Annotated in this window: 21 protein-coding genes and 1 tRNA gene; 15 read left to right on the top strand and 7 right to left on the bottom strand. The window is 55.5% G+C overall.

Annotated features, from left to right (window positions below):
* Positions 1-96 precede the first annotated feature (96 nt).
* Positions 97-1,272: a PLP-dependent aspartate aminotransferase family protein gene (locus ORY85_RS01380; RefSeq protein ID WP_274572646.1), complete on the bottom strand. Its 1,176-nt coding sequence runs from the start codon at positions 1,270-1,272 to the stop codon at positions 97-99.
* A gap of 164 nt (positions 1,273-1,436) precedes the next feature.
* Here ORY85_RS01380 and folE2 point away from each other — a divergent pair, with 164 nt between their 5' ends.
* The 5 genes from folE2 to ORY85_RS01355 all read left to right on the top strand — a co-directional run bounded on the left by folE2 (position 1,437) and on the right by ORY85_RS01355 (position 6,351).
* Entirely contained in the window at positions 1,437-2,210 is a 774-nt protein-coding gene (folE2, locus tag ORY85_RS01375) for a GTP cyclohydrolase FolE2 (protein WP_274572634.1), read from the top strand.
* 258 nt (positions 2,211-2,468) lie between these two features.
* Positions 2,469-3,218, top strand: a complete 750-nt coding sequence (locus tag ORY85_RS01370) for an amino acid ABC transporter permease (protein WP_274572633.1) — start codon at positions 2,469-2,471, stop codon at positions 3,216-3,218.
* A gap of 384 nt (positions 3,219-3,602) precedes the next feature.
* On the top strand, positions 3,603-4,430 hold the full coding sequence (cysT, locus tag ORY85_RS01365; RefSeq protein WP_274572632.1) for a sulfate ABC transporter permease subunit CysT: 828 nt from the start codon (positions 3,603-3,605) through the stop codon (positions 4,428-4,430).
* A complete protein-coding gene (cysW, locus tag ORY85_RS01360; RefSeq protein ID WP_405030333.1) occupies positions 4,427-5,287 on the top strand; it encodes a sulfate ABC transporter permease subunit CysW in 861 nt (286 codons plus the stop codon). Before cysT ends, cysW begins: the two co-directional genes overlap by 4 nt.
* Positions 5,284-6,351 (top strand): sulfate/molybdate ABC transporter ATP-binding protein, encoded by a 1,068-nt coding sequence (locus tag ORY85_RS01355; RefSeq protein ID WP_274572631.1) that lies wholly within the window; start codon positions 5,284-5,286, stop codon positions 6,349-6,351. Before cysW ends, ORY85_RS01355 begins: the two co-directional genes overlap by 4 nt.
* A 248-nt stretch (positions 6,352-6,599) precedes the next feature.
* Here ORY85_RS01355 and ORY85_RS01350 read toward each other — a convergent pair whose 3' ends face one another.
* The 3 genes from ORY85_RS01350 to ORY85_RS01340 all read right to left on the bottom strand — a co-directional run bounded on the left by ORY85_RS01350 (position 6,600) and on the right by ORY85_RS01340 (position 8,737).
* The gene (locus ORY85_RS01350) at positions 6,600-7,133 is read right to left on the bottom strand and encodes a hypothetical protein (protein WP_274572630.1); all 534 of its coding nucleotides are present in this window, start codon (positions 7,131-7,133) and stop codon (positions 6,600-6,602) included.
* Positions 7,134-7,149: 16 nt separating this feature from the next.
* Positions 7,150-7,884 carry a hypothetical protein gene (locus tag ORY85_RS01345; protein WP_274572629.1) on the bottom strand — a complete coding sequence of 245 codons (735 nt, stop codon included), beginning with the start codon at positions 7,882-7,884 and terminating at the stop codon, positions 7,150-7,152.
* A gap of 85 nt (positions 7,885-7,969) precedes the next feature.
* Positions 7,970-8,737, bottom strand: a complete 768-nt coding sequence (locus ORY85_RS01340) for a hypothetical protein (protein WP_274572628.1) — start codon at positions 8,735-8,737, stop codon at positions 7,970-7,972.
* Between the two features lie 359 nt (positions 8,738-9,096).
* Here ORY85_RS01340 and yajC point away from each other — a divergent pair, with 359 nt between their 5' ends.
* The 3 genes from yajC to secF all read left to right on the top strand — a co-directional run bounded on the left by yajC (position 9,097) and on the right by secF (position 12,218).
* On the top strand, positions 9,097-9,366 hold the full coding sequence (yajC, locus tag ORY85_RS01335; protein WP_274572627.1) for a preprotein translocase subunit YajC: 270 nt from the start codon (positions 9,097-9,099) through the stop codon (positions 9,364-9,366).
* Positions 9,367-9,428: 62 nt separating this feature from the next.
* Entirely contained in the window at positions 9,429-11,279 is a 1,851-nt protein-coding gene (gene secD / locus ORY85_RS01330) for a protein translocase subunit SecD (RefSeq protein WP_274572626.1), read from the top strand.
* Positions 11,280-11,282: 3 nt separating this feature from the next.
* Positions 11,283-12,218 (top strand): protein translocase subunit SecF, encoded by a 936-nt coding sequence (gene secF, locus ORY85_RS01325; protein WP_274572625.1) that lies wholly within the window; start codon positions 11,283-11,285, stop codon positions 12,216-12,218.
* Positions 12,219-12,334: 116 nt separating this feature from the next.
* On the opposite strand, the gene ORY85_RS01320 is transcribed toward secF, so the two are convergent.
* The 3 genes from ORY85_RS01320 to ORY85_RS01310 all read right to left on the bottom strand — a co-directional run bounded on the left by ORY85_RS01320 (position 12,335) and on the right by ORY85_RS01310 (position 14,849).
* Positions 12,335-12,511: a hypothetical protein gene (locus ORY85_RS01320; RefSeq protein ID WP_274572624.1), complete on the bottom strand. Its 177-nt coding sequence runs from the start codon at positions 12,509-12,511 to the stop codon at positions 12,335-12,337.
* A gap of 129 nt (positions 12,512-12,640) precedes the next feature.
* Positions 12,641-14,119 (bottom strand): phosphate acetyltransferase, encoded by a 1,479-nt coding sequence (gene pta / locus ORY85_RS01315; RefSeq protein ID WP_274572623.1) that lies wholly within the window; start codon positions 14,117-14,119, stop codon positions 12,641-12,643.
* Between the two features lie 645 nt (positions 14,120-14,764).
* Positions 14,765-14,849: transfer RNA gene (locus ORY85_RS01310), tRNA-Leu, on the bottom strand.
* 320 nt (positions 14,850-15,169) lie between these two features.
* On the opposite strand from ORY85_RS01310, the gene ORY85_RS01305 reads away from it, so the two are divergent.
* The 7 genes from ORY85_RS01305 (at position 15,170) to ORY85_RS01275 (ending at position 22,532) form a co-directional block, all read left to right on the top strand.
* The gene (locus tag ORY85_RS01305; protein WP_274572622.1) at positions 15,170-15,448 is read left to right on the top strand and encodes a hypothetical protein; all 279 of its coding nucleotides are present in this window, start codon (positions 15,170-15,172) and stop codon (positions 15,446-15,448) included.
* A gap of 149 nt (positions 15,449-15,597) precedes the next feature.
* Positions 15,598-16,911, top strand: coding sequence for a nucleotide sugar dehydrogenase (locus ORY85_RS01300; RefSeq protein WP_274572621.1), 1,314 nt, complete (start codon positions 15,598-15,600; stop codon positions 16,909-16,911).
* 76 nt (positions 16,912-16,987) lie between these two features.
* Positions 16,988-17,266, top strand: coding sequence for a hypothetical protein (locus ORY85_RS01295; RefSeq protein WP_274572620.1), 279 nt, complete (start codon positions 16,988-16,990; stop codon positions 17,264-17,266).
* 128 nt (positions 17,267-17,394) lie between these two features.
* Entirely contained in the window at positions 17,395-18,444 is a 1,050-nt protein-coding gene (locus tag ORY85_RS01290) for a Gfo/Idh/MocA family protein (protein ID WP_274572619.1), read from the top strand.
* Between the two features lie 123 nt (positions 18,445-18,567).
* Positions 18,568-20,217 (top strand): FMN-binding glutamate synthase family protein, encoded by a 1,650-nt coding sequence (locus tag ORY85_RS01285; protein ID WP_274572618.1) that lies wholly within the window; start codon positions 18,568-18,570, stop codon positions 20,215-20,217.
* A gap of 349 nt (positions 20,218-20,566) precedes the next feature.
* Positions 20,567-21,145, top strand: coding sequence for an acyltransferase (locus ORY85_RS01280; protein ID WP_274572617.1), 579 nt, complete (start codon positions 20,567-20,569; stop codon positions 21,143-21,145).
* A 262-nt stretch (positions 21,146-21,407) separates the two neighbouring features.
* Positions 21,408-22,532: a DegT/DnrJ/EryC1/StrS aminotransferase family protein gene (locus ORY85_RS01275; protein WP_274572616.1), complete on the top strand. Its 1,125-nt coding sequence runs from the start codon at positions 21,408-21,410 to the stop codon at positions 22,530-22,532.
* Positions 22,533-22,573: the final 41 nt, after the last annotated feature.

The raw sequence follows: 22,573 nt of genomic DNA, 5'->3' as shown, positions 1-22,573 counted from the left end.
ACGAACCGCACTGCCGGGCAATGCGCAGGCCGTCTGAAAACAGGTTATCCCGGTTTTCAGACGGCCTGCCTATCTTTACTATACAAAGTACACCGGTCAGGCGGCGGGCAGCACGGCATTCAAAGCCTGATCAATGTCGCGGTAAATATCGTCTGCATCTTCCGCGCCCACCGAAAAACGCAGCAGGCCGACCTTAATCCCCTGTGCGGTTTTTACATCATGCGGCACCCCGCTGTGCGACTGGGAATAGCAGTGGTTCACCAGACTTTCCACCCCGCCCAGACTTGATGCCAGATAAATCATTTTCAGGTTTTTAATCACGCTGTCGGCCGCTTCCCGACTGTCGTTTTTCAGCCAGATGCTCACCACCCCGCCCGCACCTTTGGGCATTTGGCGTTGTGCCAGTTCATAATGTTCGTGTGAAGGCAGGCCGGGATAAAACACTTTCGCCACCGCAGGATGTGCTTCGAGGCGGCGGGCGATTTCCAGCGCATTTTCGCAATGCCGCTGCATACGCAAAGCCAGCGTTTTGATGCCGCGCAACACCAGCGCGCTGTCCATCGGTCCGGCCACACCGCCCGTGTTGACCATCATTTTGTGCATTTGGCGCGCCAAATCTTCGGTTTTCACCGCCACCACGCCCATCAGCACATCGGAATGGCCGCACAGATATTTGGTGGCCGAATGGAACACCACATCGCAGCCCATTTCCAGCGGGTTTTGCAGATACGGCGTGGCAAAAGTATTGTCGATGCCCACCAGCGCGCCCGCCGCCTTGGCTTTTTGCGCCAGCAACGGAATATCAACCAGCCGCAATAAGGGATTAGACGGCGTTTCCAACCACAACAGCCGCACATTGCCATGCTCGGCCAACACTGCGTCCAAACGTGCCGGATCGGTCAAATCGGCAAACACCACATTCACACCCCACGGTGCGTAAACCTCGGTCAATAAATCATAGCTGCCGCCGTAAATATCGCTGACCGCCACCACCGTATCGCCCGGGCGCAGAAACGTGCGGAACACACAGTCTATGCCCGCCATACCGCTGGCAAACGCAAACGCATCGGCGGCTTTTTCCAGCGCGGCCACCGCATTTTCCAGCGCGCGGCGGGTGGGATTGCTCAGGCGCGCGTAGCGGTACGGCGTCTGCTCGCCGATATGCTTCATGCGGAACATCGAATTCTGATAAATCGGCGGCATAATCGCACGGTTGTGCTCGTCGGGATTGTAGCCCGCATGAATGGCCTCGGTAGCAAAACGGTGTTCCATCATCTTCTCCTGAATCAAATATGCGCCGAATTTTAGGCCTTCCCCATCTTGATGACAACCGCTCCCGCCCTTATTTGCGCCGTCGCCGCCGGTTTGCCCTCAATCCGCTGCGGCTATATACTCCGTACCTTACGCCGCACACATCAAAATAAGGAAATCCCCGCATGAACGCCATCGCAGACGTGCAGAGCAGCAAAGACTTGCGCAATATGCCGATCAACCAAGTCGGCATCAAAGACCTGCGTTTCCCCATCCGCCTGAAAACCGCCGAAGGCGAACAGGCCACCGTTGCCCGGCTGACCATGACCGTACGCCTGGGCGCCGAGCAGAAAGGCACGCATATGTCGCGCTTTATCGCCCTGATGGAAGCGCGCCAAACGCCGATCGATTTCGACGAACTGCACAGCCTGACCCGCGATATGCTGGCACTGCTGGAAGCCGATGCGGGCAAAATCAGCATCAGTTTTCCGTTTTTCCGCCAAAAAACCGCGCCGGTATCGGGCATTCAGTCGCTGATGGATTACGACATTACCCTCGGCGGCGAAGTGGCCGACGGCCGCTACCGCCACGAAATCAAGGTGTTGGTACCCGTTACCAGCCTGTGTCCCTGCTCGAAAGAAATCTCCAAATACGGCGCGCACAACCAGCGTTCGCACGTTACTCTCACCCTGACCGCCCGCGAAGCCGTGCAGCCGGAAGAAATCATTGATTTGGTGGAAAATCAGGCTTCCTGCCAGCTCTACGGCCTGCTCAAACGTCCCGACGAAAAATACGTTACCGAACGCGCCTATGAGAATCCGAAATTTGTCGAAGACATGGTGCGCGATATTGCCGTCGCCCTGCGTACCGACCCGCGTGTCGAGCGGTTTATGGTCGAGAGCGAAAATTTCGAATCGATTCACAACCACTCGGCCTATGCCTATATCGCCTACCCTTAAAGGCCGTCTGAAAAAGCCCCGGACCGGTATGGCGGAAAGCGGCCATACCGGTTCGCCCCCTCTGCTTCACCGGCCATCAAATCAGGCCGCTACCTGCTGCCTGACGGCCACGCTCTCTGTTCCGGCCGTTTCCTTTCTGCTGCGGCCGCAGTCGTCATTTTTGTAAAAACATCGGCAAAAAACGATATTTTCCTGTAAAATCCCCGCTTCTTTTTTTTCGGCACCTGCCGCTTACCGTTCCCGGAGCCAACCACTGCCATGAACTTTCGTTTCGACATCATTTACGAATATCGGGAGATGTTTCTGACCGGCGCGCTGACCACGCTCGGCCTGACGTTGGTTGCCACGCTCGGCGGCACGGTGCTGGGACTGTTCGGCGCATTGGCACGCATTATCCGGTTTGAAAAAGGCGGCAGACTGCTCAAACCCGTAGCATGGTTCCTGCGCAGCCTCTCACTGCTGTACGTTACCCTGTTCCGCGGCACACCGCTGTTTGTACAGATTTTCATCTGGTACTTTATCTGGGCGGTGGCTCTGATCAATCCGACCGACGGCTGGCTCGTCAGCGGCGATTTGGCGGTGGAACTGCGCCGCAACTACGGCGCGATTATTGCCGGTACGCTCGCGCTGACCGTCAATGCCGGTGCCTACATCACCGAAATCTTCCGTGCCGGTATCCAGTCCATCGACAAAGGCCAGATGGAAGCCGCCCGCTCTTTGGGGCTGAGCTATCCGCAGGCCATGCGCCATGTCATTCTGCCCCAGGCCATACGCCGTATGCTGCCGCCCTTGGCCAACGAATTCATTACTCTGCTCAAAGACAGCTCCCTGCTCTCGGCGATTGCCGTGGCCGAACTGGCTTACGTGCAGCGCACCATCTCCGGCCGCTTCTCGATTTACGAAGAACCGCTCTACACCATCGCGCTGATTTATCTGGTGATGACCATCTGCCTGAGCTGGTTTTTCTCTTGGCTGGAAAAACGCTACAACGTGCAGGGGCAACGTTAAAACCGACAAAAGACGGCATCCGCCGTCTTTTTTACCGCCTGTTTGCCCCATTCAGACGGCCTGCCATCGGCCAGCTGCCATATGTAGGTCGGATACTCGTATCCGACAATCCACCCTTATCGTTCATCTTATAAAAAAACAAAACGCACCATACCCAACCTGCCCCGTATCGAAACCATTCATCAACTTCTGTTCACAATCCGCTGCCCATTCGTCATCGCACACTGTCGGATTCGAGAATCCGACCGACATCATCACACCCCCCGTTTTCAGACGGCCTATCTCAATATAACCAAACTGCCTTTGCATACAACCAAGCATTCTTTCACAGCCGAGCCGCTTTTGTTTACATTAAGCTGAACTGTTTTTGGCGGAAGAATCATCATGCGTTTACTCAAAACCCCCAGCGTGCTGCCGGGTTTCCCGGTCAGCTTGGGCATCACCGTCTTGTGCCTGTCGCTCTTGGTGGTGCTGCCCTTTGCGATGATGGGTTTGTCGGCCACGCAAATGGGGCCGCAGGCGTTCTGGCAGACGATTACCGAACCGCGCGTACTGGCTGCCGTGTGGCTGAGCCTGAAAATGTCGTTTTTCGCCATGCTTACCAATATCGTGTTTGGAACATTGGTTGCCTGGGTGTTGGTGCGCTACCGTTTTCCCGGCAAAAACCTGATTAACGCCTTGGTCGATCTGCCCTTTGCCCTGCCTACGGCGGTAACCGGCATCGCACTGGCTACGCTGTATGCGCCCAACGGCTGGCTGGGACGGTGGTTTGACGGCAAAATCGCTTTTACTCCTACCGGCATTTGGATTGCGCTGGTATTTGTGTCGCTGCCGTTTATCGTGCGCGCGGTCCAGCCGGTGCTGGAAGAATTGTCGGACGAATACGAAGAGGCCGCCGCCACTTTGGGCGCACACCGTTTGACCGTGTTCCGCCGCGTGCTGCTGCCGGAAATGCTGCCCGCCCTGCTCACCGGCGCGGGTATGATGTTTGCCCGCGCCACCGGCGAATTCGGCTCGGTAATTTTTATCGCGGGCAATATCCCGCTGGTCTCGGAAATTCTGCCGCTGATTATTATCGGCAAACTGGAACAGTATGATGTGCAGGGCGCATCCGCCGTCGCCCTGTTTATGCTGCTGATTTCGTTTCTGATTCTGTTTACCCTGAACCTCGCCCAATGGGCATTGAGCAAACGCGCGGGAGCCAAAGCATGAGCATGAAGCAGATAAACCCCAATATCAGCGAACCGCGCGCACTGCAATGGCTGCTCATCGGCGTCGCGCTGGCCTTTTTGCTGCTGATGCTGGTCATACCGCTGGCCGCCGTCTTTTACGAAGCCCTCAAAGGCGGCTGGCGGCTCTATCTGGCCTCACTGACCGAACCCGAAGCCTTGTCCGCCATACGCCTAACCCTGCTTACAACGGCCGTCGTCGTACCGGTCAATGCCGTATTGGGGATTGCCATGGCCTGGCTGCTGACGCGCTTCGATTTTCGCGGCAAACAGCTGCTCACCACCCTGCTGGATCTGCCGTTTTCCGTTTCCCCCGTCGTTGCCGGTTTGATGTTTGTGCTGCTGTTCGGCGCGCATACCGTCATCGGCGGTTGGCTGGAAAGCATGGGTATACAGATTATCTTCGCCGTACCGGGCATTATTCTGGCCACCCTGTTCGTTACCTTCCCCTTCGTCGCACGCGAACTGATTCCGCTGATGCAGGCTCAGGGCGACAGCGAAGAGCAGGCCGCACTGATTTTGGGCGCAAACGGCTGGCAGATGTTCCGGCGCGTTACCCTGCCCAATATCAAATGGGCACTGGTTTACGGCATTATCCTCACCAATGCGCGCGCCATGGGCGAATTCGGCGCGGTAAGCGTGGTGTCCGGCCATATCCGCGGCGAAACCAACACCATTCCGCTGTTGGTGGAAATTTTCTACAACGAATACAACTTTACCGGCGCATTCGCCCTGTCCAGCATTCTCGCCCTGCTGGCGATTGCCACCCTGATTCTGCAAAGCACCGTAAACCATATCCAAAACCGCAAACTGGCGGCCGCACAAAGGAAACCGGCATGAGCATCACCATCGAAAACCTCAACAAATCCTTCGGCAGCTTTCAGGCACTGCACAACATCAACCTGAACGTACCCACCGGCAAACTCACCTCCCTGCTCGGCCCCTCCGGCTGCGGCAAAACCACCCTGCTGCGCATCATCGCCGGTTTGGAAAACGCCCAAAGCGGCCGCATTCTGTTTGACGGACGGGACGTTACCGCCGAACACGTCCGCGACCGCAAAGTCGGCTTCGTTTTCCAGCACTACGCCCTGTTCCGCCACATGAACGTTTTCGACAATATCGCCTTTGGCCTGACCGTCCTGCCGCGCAGAGAACGCCCCGCCAAAACCGCCATACGCGCCAAAGTGGAAAAACTGCTCGAACTGGTGCAACTGCCGCATCTGGCCAAAGCCTATCCGCACCAGCTTTCAGGCGGCCAACGCCAGCGCATCGCCTTGGCGCGCGCCCTGGCCGTCGAACCCAAACTGCTCCTGCTGGACGAACCCTTCGGCGCGCTGGACGCGAAAGTGCGCAAAGAGCTGCGCACCTGGCTGCGCAATATCCACCACGAATTGAACATCACCAGCCTGCTTGTTACCCACGATCAGGAAGAAGCTTTGGAAGTTTCCGACGAAATCGTCGTGATGAACCACGGCCGCATCGAGCAGACCGGCAGCGCGGACACGCTCTACCGCAGCCCGAAAAACGCCTTTGTCGCCGAATTTCTCGGCGAAACCAACGCCTTTGACGGCCACATTGAAAAAGGCTCGTGGCATTTCGGCAACTACCGCCACCCTTTGAACAGCCAATACCGCTGGCAGGAACAGCGCGCCGTCGGCTACATCCGCCCGCACGAGTGGCAGATAGACGAAGCCGGCAAAATGCTCGACGCGCGCATTACCGCCATTCACGTTTCCGGCGCACTCACCCGCCTGAGTCTCTCCGGCGCGGGTCAGACCCTGCACGCCAGCTTCGCCACCACCGAAGCCGACCGCCTCGGCCTGCAAACCGGCCAAACCCTGCCCCTGTCGCCTAAACAGGTATATGTGTTCAGCCAAAGCGAACTGATTGATTTTGCCATTTAACCGCCGGCGTGCAGGCAGCGGATTGGAAAAAAGCCGGATTGAAAAACCCGGCCTACGTTTTCCCAATACTGTTTTTCAGACGGCCCAAACCGTAGGCCGGATACCCGCTATCCGGCAAAAATCCGTCAAAACACCCAAACCGCCCCGTGCCCTGCCTTTAAGAAAAAAGACTCTGGAAGAAATAACGCTAGTCATAATACACAACCTACTTAATAGAAACAGTCGTATATTGAGCAAATAACATCTCCTTAATGATTGTCCTTGCTCGCCAATTCAGCACGCACTTTTTCAACAAACTGCTGTTCTTCTTTCCTTCGGCGATTTTCGACAGCTCGTTCTTCTTCAAGATGACGGGCAAATTCACTCTTTCCCTCATTGAGGATTAAAAATTCACTGTCGTTGTCAGCAAGATACAAGAACTCAAACTCTTCACCTACCCTTGGATAGCGAATAAATTTCTCCGGAGGATAGGTTCTGGATTTCTGTCGATGACCCGCTGAATATTGCTTTTGCGCACTTTCCGTAGGCAGCTGATCTCGCATAAAAGATTGTTGACGAATCTTCCCCAGGTGATTTTTAAACAAAAAGACACAGTTCAACAGCTCTCCACCACCGTCTGATAAATTGCCCATATGGATTTCCCGCACGACTTTGCCGACCCCGACAATGCCCTGTTTGGTAATCAGCGCATATTTAGGCGTGTCCATGGATTCACACACCCAAAGTATCAGTATCACAGAAATCACAAAAATACCGCCGACAGATAAGATAATTATCCACATAATATATTGCTCTCCGTTATTTATTTTTATCCGATTTAAACACCAACCCTCTTTCAAATGATTCTATGAGCACAGGATCTGTACCAAATTGCTGATAATTGTGTAAATCCTGCTGTGCTTGTTGATAAAGCTTTTGCCGCTCGGGATTGAGGGGATCCGCATCTACAAGGATTTGCAGCTTACTCACACGCTCACTTAATTGCCGGATAAATTTTTGCCGATGCTCCTCTTGGATATGACGAACAAATTCACTATCTCCCGTATTTAAGATGATTGGGAATCTTTCCACACCCTTTAAGTACATGACCTCAAATTTTTCACCGAGTTTTGGATTGCGAACAAACAAGTTTTTAGGATAAGTGGGAACGATATCCCCCTGAACCGGCATTGGGCTATAGCGCGTTTCAGAGAAGTTCCTTATATGTTTTCGCCCAGACGCATCGACAAATGAGAACACATATCGAATAGTTTCCCTGTTCTCCGCACGATCTGGATCAACATCCACAGAAACCATTTCCATGATGGCATTCGCACGCTCGCCATAACGGGCAATGGTTTTAGTGGTCAACCGCTGATGAAGGGCTACAACCAGAATAAAGCTAGGTATCAGCAACACAAGAAATAACTGGACGAAAGTTATATCTTCTTTTGCATATAGCCAAACAAAATAGGCAATCAAGCCATCAATAAGCAAAACAGCTGGAATAACATATAAAACCAAGCGGGCAAAAAATATCGATAATATTTTCATCCTTTAATATTCCCTCATCTAATATGACAATTCATATTTATGCAGTCTAGCGCGAGTAAATGACATGACTGTGACAGGTTTGTGGCTATGGGTTCGTTTTAAAGACAATATCGCCTGCCGGGGATTCTGTGAGCACAGGATCTGTACCAAATTGCTGATAATTGTGTAAATCATGTTGTGCTTGTTGATAAAGCTTTTGTCGTTCCGGATTGTGGGGGTCGGCATCTAAGAGATATTTGGTACGACTGATGCGAAATTCCAGTTGCTGAATAAATTCTCTTTGATATTCCACTCGGATATGACGGGCAAATTCACTGTCTCCTGTATTTAAAATCACAAAATACTTAGGATTACCTGGAATATATTTCACCTCAAACTCTTCATCCACCATCGGATAGCGGACAAACTGCTGGGTTGGATACGTTAAATTACCTCTTGGGGTATCAAGCATATACCCGTCAACCACCCGAAAAGAAGCATGATACGGTTTGCCGTCTGCCTGCAAAATCACATAGTGAAATTGATATGATGGGGTATCATTACTACCAAGTCCTGTGAGGATTTTGGTAATTTTTCCTTTACCAAGCACACCGCGTTGATAAATCAACTGATTACTGCGGCGAACCCGAAAATTATAAAGACCAAAGGAAACGAATATTGCCAGCAAATTCAGTGGAACTGCAGCAATCATGAGTACACCGTAAAAACCCTCACTAAGTCCAAGTGTTTTTATATTTTTAAAGGATACCGATAAATCTAAAAGTACTAACGGTATTAGTTGTAATGTACAAACTAGTGCAAATATAAAATAAAAATAATACGTTCTTAATAGAAAAAGTTTTATATTCAGCAAAATATTACTCCTTAAAACTAGGCTCAATCCATCGGGCTGAGTCTAGTACGAGTAAATGACATGTTTGTGACAGATTTAGGACTTATGAGTCGGGTAACAGGCATGAGACATCAAACAAAAATCGGATTTTAAAATCCGACCACCCGTCATGCCATTTTCAGACGGCCTGATATATTGCAGGCTCAAAGGGATTTAACCAAACTTCACACATCTGTCTTTCAGACAGGCCTGCCGCCCGCACGGCCGTACAGTGAAAATTTGCGGAAATTTCTTGGAAAAATACGCACGGCACTTTAAAATAAACCGTTTCCGCCGCAGAATCGGCGGCCATTTTCAACCAACAAGAACGGAAGCAAGACATGTCTGAACCGAACGTATTGATGCAGTTTGCACCGCTGGTGCTGATTCTGCTGGTTTTCTATTTCCTGATTATGCGCCCGCAGCAGAAAAAGTTCAAAGCGCACCAAGCCATGCTGGCAGAATTGAAAGTCGGCGACCGTGTGATTCTGTCCTCGGGCTTTACCGGCCGCATTACCCGCGTGGGCGAGCGTTTTTTCAATGTCGAAATCGCGCGCGGCGTTGATGTCCAAGTCGAACGCAACGCCGTTGCCGCCAAGCACGAAGAGTAATCCGCCCCTTCACGATAGCCGCATGGAATATGCGGCTGTTGTTATTTGTCAAAGGTTTAAATATGAACCGCTATCCGCTTTGGAAATACCTGCTGATCGCCGCCACGCTGGCCTTGGGACTGCTCTATGCGCTGCCCAACCTGTTCGGCGAAACGCCTGCCGTGCAGGTGTCCACCAACCGCCAGTCCATCGTGATCGACAGCCAGACCGAAAACCGTGTCGCCGCCGCCCTGCAACAGGCAGGCATTGCCGACAACGGTATGTTTGTTGCCGACGGCTCGCTCAAAGTACGCCTGCGCGATGCCGAAACCCAGCTCCGCGCCCGCGATGTGATTGAAAACACGCTGGGCGAAGGCTACATCACCGCGCTGAACCTGATTGCCGACAGCCCCGAATGGATGAGCAAAATCCGTGCCAACCCGATGTTTTTGGGTTTGGACTTGCGCGGCGGTGTGCATTTCACAATGCAGGTCGATATGCAGGCGGCCTTGCAGAAAAGTTTTGAACGCTATGCGGGCGATATCCGCCGCGAATTACGCCGTCTGAATATCCGCAGCGGCGCGGTGGTGCAGAATGCCGACAGCGTGGCCGTTCCTTTCCAAAGCGCGGAAGACCTCAACCGCGCCCTGCCCGAGCTGCAGCGCCTGCTGCCCGAAACCACGCTGACTCCAGACGGCAGCCGTCTGATTCTGACGCTGTCGCCGGAGGCGGTAAACGCCATCCGCAAACAGTCGGTCGAGCAGAATATCCAAACTCTGCACAACCGCGTAAACGAATTGGGCGTGGCCGAGCCTGTGATTCAGCAGGCCGGTGCCGACCGCATTGTGGTACAGCTGCCCGGGGTACAGGACACGGCCAAGGCCAAAGACATTATCGGCCGTACCGCCACACTGGAAGTGCGCATGGTGAACGATGATCCCGTGCTGATGCAGCAGGCGCTGGGCGGCAACACACCGACCGGCTACGAACTGCTCTACACGGCGGGCGAGCGGCCGCAACCCAATCTGGTAAGCCGTCAGGTGGAACTGACAGGCGACAATATCAACGATGCGCAGCCGAGCTTCGATGAAAACGGCGCACCCGCCGTCAGCATCAATCTGGACAGCGCGGGCGGCAGCATTTTCGCCGAACTGACCCGCAACAATGTGGGCAAACGCATGGCGATGGTGCTGATTGATCAGGGTAAAGCCGAAGTGGTGACCGCCCCGGTTATCCGCAGCGAAATTACCGGCGGGCGCGTACAGATTTCCGGCAGCATGAATGCCGCCGAAGCTAACGATACTTCTCTGCTGCTGCGTGCCGGTTCGCTGGCCGCGCCGATGGAAATTGTCGAAGAGCGCACCATCGGTCCGTCTCTGGGGGCTGAAAACATTAAAAAAGGTGTGGATTCTACCCTGTGGGGTTTCGCCGCCGTGGCCGTCTTTATGGTGCTGTACTACCGCGTGATGGGGGTGTTTTCAGTGATTGCGCTCAGTGCCAACCTGCTGTTTCTGGTCGCCATTTTATCGGCACTGCAAGCCACGCTGACCCTGCCGGGCATCGCCGCCATGGCTCTGACGCTGGGCATGGCCATCGATTCCAACGTTCTGATTAACGAGCGCATCCGCGAAGAACTGCGTGCCGGTGCCAAGCCCCATGTCGCCATCAGCGAGGGCTACCGCCATGCGTGGAACACGATTGTCGATTCCAATATCACTTCGCTGATTGCGGGCATTGCCCTGTTGGTGTTCGGCTCCGGCCCTGTGCGCGGTTTCGCGGTAGTGCATTGTCTGGGCATTCTGACCTCGATGTTCTCGTCTGTTGTGGTATCGCGCGCATTTGTCAATCTGTGGTACGGCCGCCGCCGCAAACTGACAGGCATTTCTATCGGCGGTATCAAAACGGCTGCCGCCGCAGCGCAAGAAAGGGAGTAAATCATGGAACTGTTCCGCTTCAAGCGCGATATTCCGTTTATGAAATACGGCAGGCTGACAACATTCATCTCGCTGCTGACGTTTATTCTGTCGGTGTTTTTCCTCTTCACCAAAGGCCTGAATTTCTCGGTGGAATTTACCGGTGGTACGGTAATGGAAGTGCAGTACACGCAGGCGGCCGATGTCAATAAAGTGCGCGAAAACCTCAACACGCTGCAATTGGGCGATGTGCAGGTACAGGCACTGGGCACCAACCGCCACATCATGATCCGCCTGCCGAACAAAGAAGGTGCAACTTCCGCCCAACTGTCCAATCAGGTGATGGAAATCCTCAAACAGGATCAGGCCGATGTCCAACTGCGCCAAGTCGAATTTATCGGCCCTCAGGTAGGCGAAGAACTGGTAAGCAACGGCCTGATGGCCTTGGGTATGGTGATTGTCGGCATCATTATTTATCTTTCCATGCGCTTTGAATGGCGTTTTGCCGTCTCGGCGATTATTGCCAATATGCACGATGTGGTGATTATTCTGGGCTTTTTCTCTTTCTTCCAGTGGGAGTTTTCGCTGACCGTTCTGGCCGGCATTCTGGCGGTACTGGGTTATTCCGTGAACGAATCGGTAGTGGTGTTCGACCGTATCCGCGAAAATTTCCGCCGCCCCGCCATGCGCAATTACAGCGTACCGCAGGTTATCGACAATGCGATTACCGCCACCATGAGCCGCACCATCATCACCCACGGTTCAACCGAAGCCATGGTGCTTTCGATGCTGATTTTCGGCGGTGCCGCCCTGCACGGCTTCTCACTGGCCTTGACCATCGGCATCGTCTTCGGCATTTATTCTTCCGTTCTGGTAGCCAGCCCGCTGCTGCTGCTGTTCGGCCTGAACCGCGACAATCTGGCCAAGCCGGAGAAGAAAAAAGAAGAAGCCGTGGTATAAACACCCTGCCCCGCCGCCGTTGCCGAACGGCGGTTTTTTTATCCCTTGCTGTGGCTAAAAATCCAATACCTTGCCGGATTCAGGAATCCGGCTAACTCTTTCCCCATACCGGCATGTTAGGTGTCAAACACTTTGTCGGATTCGAGAATCCGACCTACTTTGACCGCAGATGGGTTGATTTCGTCCGATGAATTGATGTCGTCCGTTTTCGCCGTTTCTGCAAAGCATCTGCTGTACCAAAACATCAAACAGCCGTAGGTCGGATTCTCGAATCCGACTAACTCTTTCCCCATACCGGCATGTTAGGTATCAACACTTTGTCGGATTCGAGAATCCGACCTACTTAAGCGACAAATCAAAAAGGCCGTCTGAAACGCTGTTTTTGCGTTTTCAGACGGCCTTTGTTGCTTAATTGGCCGGCATTAAGCCATCTGCGCGGCCTGAATCGCCGTCAGGGCGACGGTATAGACAATATCTTCCACCAGCGCGCCGCGCGACAAATCGTTTACCGGTTTGCGCAAACCCTGCAACATGGGGCCGACACTCAATACATTCGCATTGCGCTGAACGGCCTTGTAGGTACAGTTGCCGGTATTCAGGTCGGGGAAGATGCAGACGGTGGCCTGTCCCGCTACGGGGCTGTTCGGCGCTTTCGATTTCGCCACGCTGGGCACGGTAGCCGCATCGTATTGCAGCGGGCCGTCTACCGCCAAATCGGGACGTTTGGCTTTTGCCAGTGCCACCGCTTCGGCCACCGCGTCGACATCGGGGCCTGCGCCCGATGTGCCGGTGGAATACGAAATCAGTGCCACGCGCGGCTCGATGCCGAAGGCTTTGGCCGAATCGGCCGACTGAATAGCGATTTCGGCCAGCTGTTCGGGCGTGGGATTGGGATTGACCGCACAGTCGCCGTACACCAGCACCTGCCCCGGAAGCAGCATAAAGAATACGCTGGATACCATGCTCGCACCCGGGGCGGTTTTAATCAGCTGCAAGGCGGGACGGATGGTATTGGCCGTGGTATGTACCGCACCGGAAACCAAGCCGTCCACATCGTTTTGCGCCATCATCATGGTGCCGAGTACCACCGTATCCTGCAACTGTTCGCGCGCCTGCTCCGGTGTCAGCCCCTTGCTCTTGCGCAGTTCGCACATCGGCGCGACATACTGTTCGACCAACGTGGCCGGATCGATGATTTCCACCGAATCAGGCAGCGTAACGCCCACTTGCTCCGCCACCGCCAGCACTTCTTCGCGCGGTGCCAGCAGCACACAGCGTGCCAAACCTTTTTCATGGCAGATGGCCGCCGCCTGTACCGTGCGCGGTTCCGCACCTTCGGGCAGCACAATGCGCTTGTCCGCACGGCGCGCCGCTTCAATCATATTGAAACGGAACTGCGCGGGCGACAGGCGGGTTTCCTGCGCCGCCGCCAAATCCGCCGTATTTTCCAAAGCACCGGTACGGCCGAACGATTTCAAGCCCGCCGCTTCGGCTGCCGCCTGATCCGCACCGATGACACCGGCCACTTCGACATTGGCACCGGCAAATGCCTGTTTGGCCAAACGCAACCGTTGTGCATCGCTGTGTGCCGCATCGGCCAGCAAAACCACGCGCGCGTTAAACGAAGTGGCCAAACCGGTATTCTGCACCGCCAGCAGGGCTTTTTCCGCATCTGGCGTGATGCCCGCAATCACCAGATTTGCCGCGCCCGCTGCCGACGCGCGGCCGACCAAAGCGTCAAACCAATCATCGTTTTTACCCGCCGCGAGCAGTGCCAAAGCTTCGGCCTCATCGGCCAAAGCATCAAATACCGCCGCATCGGGCAGTACGGCCGCCAATTCGGCCGCCGCCTCGGCAACACGCACATGGGCACACACCGGAACCAGCAAAATATTCGCCATATTTATTTGTCCTTTCAGTTTTCAGTCAACAGCACGCCGCCAAGCGGCAAACCCCGCCAATATAACCGAATTAGCCCGCAGGTTAAATGGTGCGGCCGAAAAAAGCCGCTTATCTGCGGCCATACCGCCCAACGAGACGGTCGGGCTGCAAGCCAACCATACCGGCAACCGCCATGACGGAATCCGATAAACATCAAAATTCGGTACATCTCCTGTCCCGAAACAGCAGAAAACCGTACAACCCGTTCCGACATACACCATCGGCGGTCTATACCGCCATACCGCGCGGCGGTATGGATCGGGTACGGGACAAAGCCGAGGTGACAAGCAGGCCTTCCGGTTCCGCAACCTGCGCGCCAAAGCCGCTACGGATAAAGACGGGTTACAGGGTGTCGAGGCAGCCGGGGAATGATTGGGCTATGCCAACCGGTTCATGAACCTCCACTATATCCGCAACCGGAAAGGACGCTGGGTCACGCCCATAAAACAGCCCTGAACAGGGCTGTTTTTCTGCCCGGGAGAGGCGGGAAAAAACGGGAAATGTAGAACAGACGGTAAAATGTAGAACAAAACCGGCCGCGAAAGTATGGGGTACAGCCAAAGCAAAACCGCTTTAACCTGTCGGATTAAAGCGGTTTTTTAATGTGGTGCCCAGGGTCGGACTCGAACCGACACACCTTGCGGCGGGGGATTTTGAGTCCCCTGCGTCTACCAATTTCGCCACCTGGGCAGGTGAGGAAAGTGCGTATTATAGCGCCCGGCCCAATGCTGTAAAGCCTTTCGGCGGCAGCCTCAGCAGAAAAAACAACAAGTATTTGATAAAACTTAAATTAAAATCCCCACTTTCTGCCGTATCCTGCCTGATGCCGTCTGAAAACAGACATGGCGGTTTTCAGACGGCCTCTGTCCGCAACGTGTAAACCAAACCACAAAACGGGTAAAAGCGCGTGGACGAACTTGTCAGCAGCGGAACTTTGTTTTACCCTGCCTCTCCCGAATGTGCAGCTGTACCGCCATACGGGTTTCTCCACCACGATGAAGGATTGTGAAATGAAGAAAACCTTTGCCGCTTTGCTGATTTCGGCCGCAGCCGCCAGTCCTTTGGCGATGGCAAAAGATGTGAATATTGCCGAAAACACTTCCGGTCTGCCTGCCGCCCAAGTGGAAAACATTGCGCGCGCCGCGATGGCTCTGGGCGCGAAAGAGCCGCTGGTGATTCAAAAATCCGCCGACGGCGTGCGCATTTCCGGTTCGGACAGCGCCGTATGCCAAGTCAAGCTCTCTCAGGATGCGAATCCGAAAATTCTGAACGTTTCCTGCAAAAAATAATCCGATAACGCCCGTCAGGCCGTCTGAAATGCACTTTGGCCGTTTTCAGACGGCCTTTGCCTGTCCTGCACCGTCCGAAAATATCGCCCGGGCTATCGGTTTGGCCGTTTCGGGAGTAAAATCCGACGTTTTGACCAACGGTTGTTACTATGTCTGCCGCCCTGTCTGCCTTTATTGAAAAAATCAAATCCCGCCAAGCCCTTATCGGCATCGTCGGCTTGGGCTATGTCGGCCTGCCGCTGATGCTGCGCTATCAGGCGGTCGGCCTGCGCGTACTGGGCTTCGACATCGATGGCGAAAAAACGGCCAAGCTCAACCGGGGCGAAAGCTATATCGGCCATATCGGCGCGGCACAAATCGCGGCGGCGCGTGCGGCAGGCTTTGAAGCGACAACGGATTTTTCGCGCATCGGCGAAGCGGATGCGGTGATTTTGTGCGTTCCCACGCCCTTGAACAAACACCGCGAACCGGATATGAGTTTCGTCATTCACACCGCCGAAGCGGTCAAACCGTATCTGCGTGCGGGACAAGTCCTGTCGCTGGAATCGACTACCTATCCCGGCACCACCGAAGAAGAGCTGCTGCCGCGCATCGAAGCGGGCGGCCTGAGGGTGGGGCAGGATATTTTTCTGGTTTACTCGCCCGAACGCGAAGACCCGGGCAACCCCGATTTTGAAACGCGCACCATTCCGAAAGTGGTCGGCGGCCACACCCCCGCCTGTCTCGAAGCCGGTATCGCACTGTACCGCGCGGCCATCGACCAAGTCGTCCCCGTCAGCTCCACCCGCGCGGCCGAACTGACGAAACTGCTGGAAAATATCCACCGCGCCGTCAATATCGGTCTGGTCAACGAAATGAAAATCGTGGCCGACAAAATGGGCATCGACATTCACGAAGTCATCAACGCAGCCGCCACCAAGCCTTTCGGCTTCGTCCCCTATTACCCCGGCCCGGGCTTGGGCGGCCACTGTATCCCCATCGATCCGTTCTATTTAACGTGGAAAGCCCGCGAATACGGCGTGAACACGCGCTTTATCGAGCTGGCGGGCGAAGTCAATTCCGCCATGCCCGCCTATGTGGTGGACAAAACCGTGCTGGCCCTCAATCATTTGGGGCGGGCGGTCAAAGATGCCCGTATTTTGGTGCTGGGCATTGCCTACAAAAAAAACGTGGACGATATGCGCGAAAGCCCGTCGGTGGACATTATGGAACGGCTGCGCGGCTTGGGGGCAAAAGTAGCATACAGCGACCCGCATGTTCCCGTTTTCCCGAAAATGCGCGAACATACGTTCCACCTGCAAAGCGAACCGTTTACCGCCGAAAACCTCGCTTCGTTCGACTGCGTGATTCTGGCCACCGACCACGACACTTTCGACTATGACCTGCTGCACCGCCACGCCCGCCTGATAATCGACACGCGCGGCCGTTTCCGCGAACCGTCCGCCCATATTGTCAAAGCCTGACCGGAAGGCCGTCTGAAAACGGCGGCGAAAGACCTCCGCCCACCCGAATATCAAAATAAACATGACGAAAAACCGAATGATTGAAGAATTCGACCGCCCGAAAGTGGTTGACCGCACCCCCGAAGAAATCGCTATCGGCCGTGATTCTTACCGTCAAATTGTAGCCAGCTTCTCTCTCGAAGATGCAGAGCCACAAGATTTCTACAAAATCATATCAATGGAACGCATACGCGGGGAGCTGACCGAAGAGCAGGCGCGGGCTATCATGCTGGACAAGCTACCTGAAGAAACGGCGCGTATCAAAGCAAAAATTACCCGCTTGGCTGAACTCGGTTTATCTTGGAAGGATTTATAGCAGCGCAAACCGAAACACCTTCCCGAATGCATGCGGTCTGCCGCAACAAGTAACTGTTCTGTTTCGGCCGCCGACTGCCGCCGTGATTTTCAGACGGCCTGATTCCGATATTGAGAAAACGAGAAAAAATGTTTGAAACCGTTCAAAACCGCAAAATCAAATTCGCACTGGCCGGCTGCGGCCGCATTGCCGCCAACCATTTCGGCGCGCTCGAAGCTCTGGCGGCCGACTGCGAACTGACGGCCGTGTGCGACCCCGACCCCGCCGCGCTGCAACAGGCCGTAGCGCGTACCGGTGCCAAAGGCTATGCCTCCTATGCCCGAATGCTGGACGAAACCGATGCCGATATCATCGTTTTAACCACCCCCTCCGGCCTGCACCCCGATCAGGCGGTGGCCGCGCTGGAAGCCGGTTTCCATGTGGTCAGCGAAAAACCGATGGCCACCCGCCTGCACGATGGCGAACGTATGGTCAAAGCCGCCGACCGTGCAGGCAGGCGGCTGTTTGTCGTCAAGCAAAACCGTCTCAACGCCACCTTACAGCTGCTCAAACGCGCCATAGACGAAAAACGCTTCGGCAGAATTTCCATGGTGCACCTGAATGTGTTCTGGACACGCCCTCAGGCCTATTACGACCAAGCCGGCTGGCGCGGCACATGGGAATTTGACGGCGGCGCGCTGATGAATCAGGCCAGCCATTACGTCGATCTGGCCGAATGGTTAATCGGCCCCGTACAGGACGTGCAGGCCATGACGGCCACCCACCGCGACATCGAAACCGAAGACACCGCCGTGATGAATATCCGCTGGCGCAACGGTGCGCTGGGCTCGATGGCGGTTACCATGTGTACCTACCCGAAAAATCTCGAAGGTTCGATTACCATTCTGGGCGAAACCGGCAGCGTGCGCATCGGCGGCGTGGCCGTCAATGAAATTCAGCAATGGCAGTTTGCCGACACGCGCGACTACGACGAACAGATCCAAACCGCCAATTACGCCACCACATCGGTTTACGGTTTCGGCCACACACCCTATTATCAGAATGTTATCGACGTGATGCGCGGGCGCGCCGGGCCGGTAACCGACGGGCGCGAAGGCCTGAAATCGCTCGAACTGCTGATTGCCGCCTATTTGTCCGCACGGGATAATAAAACCGTCTCACTGCCTCTGGTATATTGATCCCACCCGGCAAGGCCGTCTGAAAATATACTGCGGCAGCTTCTGCCAAACGTCCCCACAGTGTTTTCAGACGGCCCGAATACCAACGATTAAACCGGCAAAGCCGGTTTCAGCGGAGTTTTTATGAGCACACCGATTACCGACAAACCGAGCAAAGAAAGCTCGGCCAATTACAGTTTTCTGATGATGCCGCGCCACGGCCTGCTGATTGTCTTTGCCGTGTTAAGCGTTTTTGCCCTGATGGCGGGCATCTGGTGGCTGTTTGTCCCCAGCATCCTGCTGGTGGCCCTGGGTATCCGCGACAAAATGCAGACCCGCCACGCCATTTTGCGCAATTACCCCATCGCCGGCCATATCCGTTTTCTGTTTGAAACCTTCCGCCCCGAAATCCGCCAGTATTTTCTGGAAACCGATCAGGAAAAAGTACCGTTCTCGCGCCAGCAGCGCGCTTTGGTATACCAGCGGGCAAAAAACGTAGACAGTACCGATGCTTTCGGCACCCTGTCCGACTTCTACCGCGAAGGCCACGAATGGTTTATCCAATCGCAATACAGCCGCAAGGTGTCCGACAGCCACTTCCGCATTACCGTCGGCAACGAACATTGCAGCCGGCCCTATTCGCTGTCGGTATTCAACATTTCCGCTATGAGTTTCGGCAGCCTGTCGGCCAACGCCGTTGAAGCCCTCAACCGGGGCGCGGCAGCGGGCGGTTTTGCCCACGATACCGGCGAGGGCAGCATCAGCCCCTACCATCTGAAACACGGCGGCGACCTCATCTGGGAAATCGGCACCGGCTATTTCGGCTGCCGCACCGACGACGGCCGCTTCAATCCGGAAACCTTCGCCAAACGCGCCGCACTCGACAGCGTGAAAATGATTGAAATCAAAATCTCGCAGGGGGCGAAACCCGGCAAGGGCGGTATGCTGCCCGCCGCCAAAATCACGCCCGAAATCGCCGCCACACGCGATATTCCGCAAAACGTGGACTGCATCTCGCCCGCCGGCCATTCCGCCTTCTCCACCCCGCTGGAACTGGTGGCGTTCTGGCAGCAGCTGCGCGAACTGTCCGGCGGCAAACCGGTCGGCTTCAAACTGTGTATCGGCCAGCCGTGGGAATTTATGGCGATTGTCAAAGCCATGCTCGCCACCGGCAATTACCCCGACTTTATTGTCGTGGACGGTGCCGAAGGCGGCACGGGCGCGGCACCGCCCGAATTTATGGACCATCTGGGCATGCCGCTGACAGACGGCCTGCTTCTGGTGCACAACACCCTGGTGGGCGCGGGCATACGCGAAAAAATCAAAGTGGGTGCCAGCGGCAAAATCATCAGCGGCTTCGATGTGGCACGTATGCTTGCCATCGGTGCCGACTGGTGCAACAGCGCACGCGGCTTTATGTTTGCCGTCGGCTGCATCCAGTCGCGCTCCTGCCACACCAACCGCTGCCCCACCGGCGTGGCGACACAAGACCCCGAACGCCAAACCGCGCTGGTCGTGGCCGACAAATACCTGCGGGTGAAAAACTTCCACGCCAACACGCTCAAAGCGGTGGCCGATATTGTCGGCGCGGTGGGACTGGAACATCCCGACGAACTGAAAGCCTACCATCTGGTGCGCCGCCAGGCCGACGGCAGCATCCGCCTGTTCTCGCAGCAGCACCACCTGCTGAAAAAAGGCGCGCTGCTCGACGGCAGCGAAAGCGGCTCGTTCTACGGCCAGATTTGGGACATGGCCGACGAAAACAGTTTCAGCCCCAAACACCTGCCCGCATAAGCTGCTTTACGCTTTTGACAAACTGTCTCGCCGGATTCCAGAATCCGACCTACACGAGAAAAACGCCCCGCAAAGGCCGTCTGAAAACACCGTAGGTCGGATACTGGTATCCGACACCGGCCACCCGTAACAGGCGGAATCGGTAACATCGGAATGTCCGGCATTGAGCATCACTTTTGGTAAACCACCTCGTCGGATTCAAGAATCCGACCTACAAGAAAAACGCCCCGTAAAGGCCGTCTGAAAGCACGTAGGTCGGATACCCGTATCCGACACCGGCCAGCCAATAGTCGGATTCCAGAATCCGACCTGCATCAGGAAGCCCGCCGACACCATTCAAGGATAAACCATGACATACAGTGTACACCCCAGCGCCATTGTGGACGAAGGCGCGCAAATCGGTGCCGGCAGCCGCATCTGGCATTTCGTCCATATCTGCGCGGGCGCGCGCATCGGCGAAAACTGTTCTCTCGGCCAGAACGTTTTTGTCGGCAACCGCGTCATCATCGGCAACCGCTGCAAAATCCAAAACAATGTGTCCGTGTACGACAATGTAATCTTGGAAGACGGCGTGTTCTGCGGCCCCAGCATGGTGTTTACCAATGTCCACAACCCGCGCGCGCTGATTGAGCGCAAAAGCGAATACCGCGACACACTGGTCAAACACGGCGCAACCCTGGGCGCAAACTGCACCATCGTCTGCGGCACCACCATCGGCCGTTTCGCCTTTATCGGCGCGGGCGCAGTCATCACCAAAGACGTGCCCGACTACGCCCTGATGACGGGCGTACCCGCCCGCCAAACCGGCTGGATCAGCGAATACGGCGAACGGCTGGATCTGCCGCTGACCGGCTCGGGAGAAACCCGCTGCCCGCACAGCGGCGATACCTATATCCTTTCAGACGGCCTGCTGCACAAGGCCGTCTGAATCGGCCAAAATGACTGCCGTCCGGATCCGCGTCCGGCCGACACCAAACAGGATATGAGATACCCTGGCGGCCGATTAACCAAAGCGTCGGATTGAAAAATCCGATCTGCGTTAAACCGCATGGCAAATGTTCGGCCGAAATGATGAATACTGATGTAGGTCGGATACTTGTATCCGACACCGGGCGAAATACCGATACTGCCTATTCAAGTACTTTGTCGGATTCCTCCTTCCGACCGAACCGACTTTTTGAAAGCTCCCGATGCAATTTATCGACCTCGCCGCCCAACAAGCGCGTATCAAAACCGAAATCGACGCCAATATCCAAAAAGTGCTGGCACACGGCCAGTATATTCTCGGCCCCGAAGTGGCAGAGTTAGAGGAAAAACTGGCCGCGTTCTGCGGTGTCAGACACTGTATCGGTGTAGCCAACGGCACCGACGCGCTGCAAATCGCGCTGATGGCTTTGGGTGTGGGCGCGGGCGATGAAGTCATCACGCCCGGTTTCACCTATATCGCCACCGCCGAAACGGTTGCCCTGCTCGGTGCCAAACCCGTTTTTGTCGATATTGACGCCGCCACCTACACCATAGACCCCGCCGCCCTCGAAGCCGCCATCACACCGCGCACCAAAGCCCTGATTCCCGTATCGCTCTACGGCCAATGCGCCGATTTCGACACCATCAACCGCATCGCGTCCCGCCACGGCCTGCCCGTGATTGAAGATGCGGCCCAGAGTTTCGGCGCACGCTACAAAAACCGCCCGTCATGCAGTCTGACCACGCTGGCCTGCACCAGTTTCTTCCCCAGCAAACCGCTGGGCGGCTACGGCGACGGCGGCGCGGTGTTTACCGATAACGATGCGCTGGCAGAAGCCGTGCGCCAAATCGCCCGCCACGGTCAAGACCGCCGCTACCACCATATCCGCGTGGGTGTAAACAGCCGTCTGGATACGCTTCAGGCGGCCGTTCTGCTGCCCAAGCTGGCGATTTTGGAAGACGAAATGCAGCGGCGGCAAAACGTGGCCGCGCTGTATGCCGCCGCGCTCGCGGATACCGGCATTGCCCCGCCCTTTATCGCAGCGCACAACCGCAGTGCCTACGCACAATACACCGTGCGCGTGCCCCGCCGCGATGCCGTTCAGACGGCCTTGAAAGCGGCGGGCATTCCCACTGCCGTGCATTATCCGATTCCTTTGAACAGACAACCTGCCGTCGGCGACCACCGCACGCTGCCCGTCGGCGACCGTGCCGCAGCGGAAGTGTTGAGCCTGCCCATGCACCCGTATCTGACCGAAGTGCAAATAAACCGGGTGGCCGAAGCTCTGCACGCTGCCGTCCGTGCGGGCGGTGAAACGGTTTGGCCGTCTGAAAACGATGCCCGATGATGTACCGCCCGCACCGCACACCTCCTGTTGCCGAACGGCAC

It is taken from the genome of Neisseria leonii, from assembly GCF_028776105.2.
Lineage (GTDB): Bacteria > Pseudomonadota > Gammaproteobacteria > Burkholderiales > Neisseriaceae > Neisseria > Neisseria leonii.
This window is presented reverse-complemented; position numbering and strand designations above follow the sequence as displayed.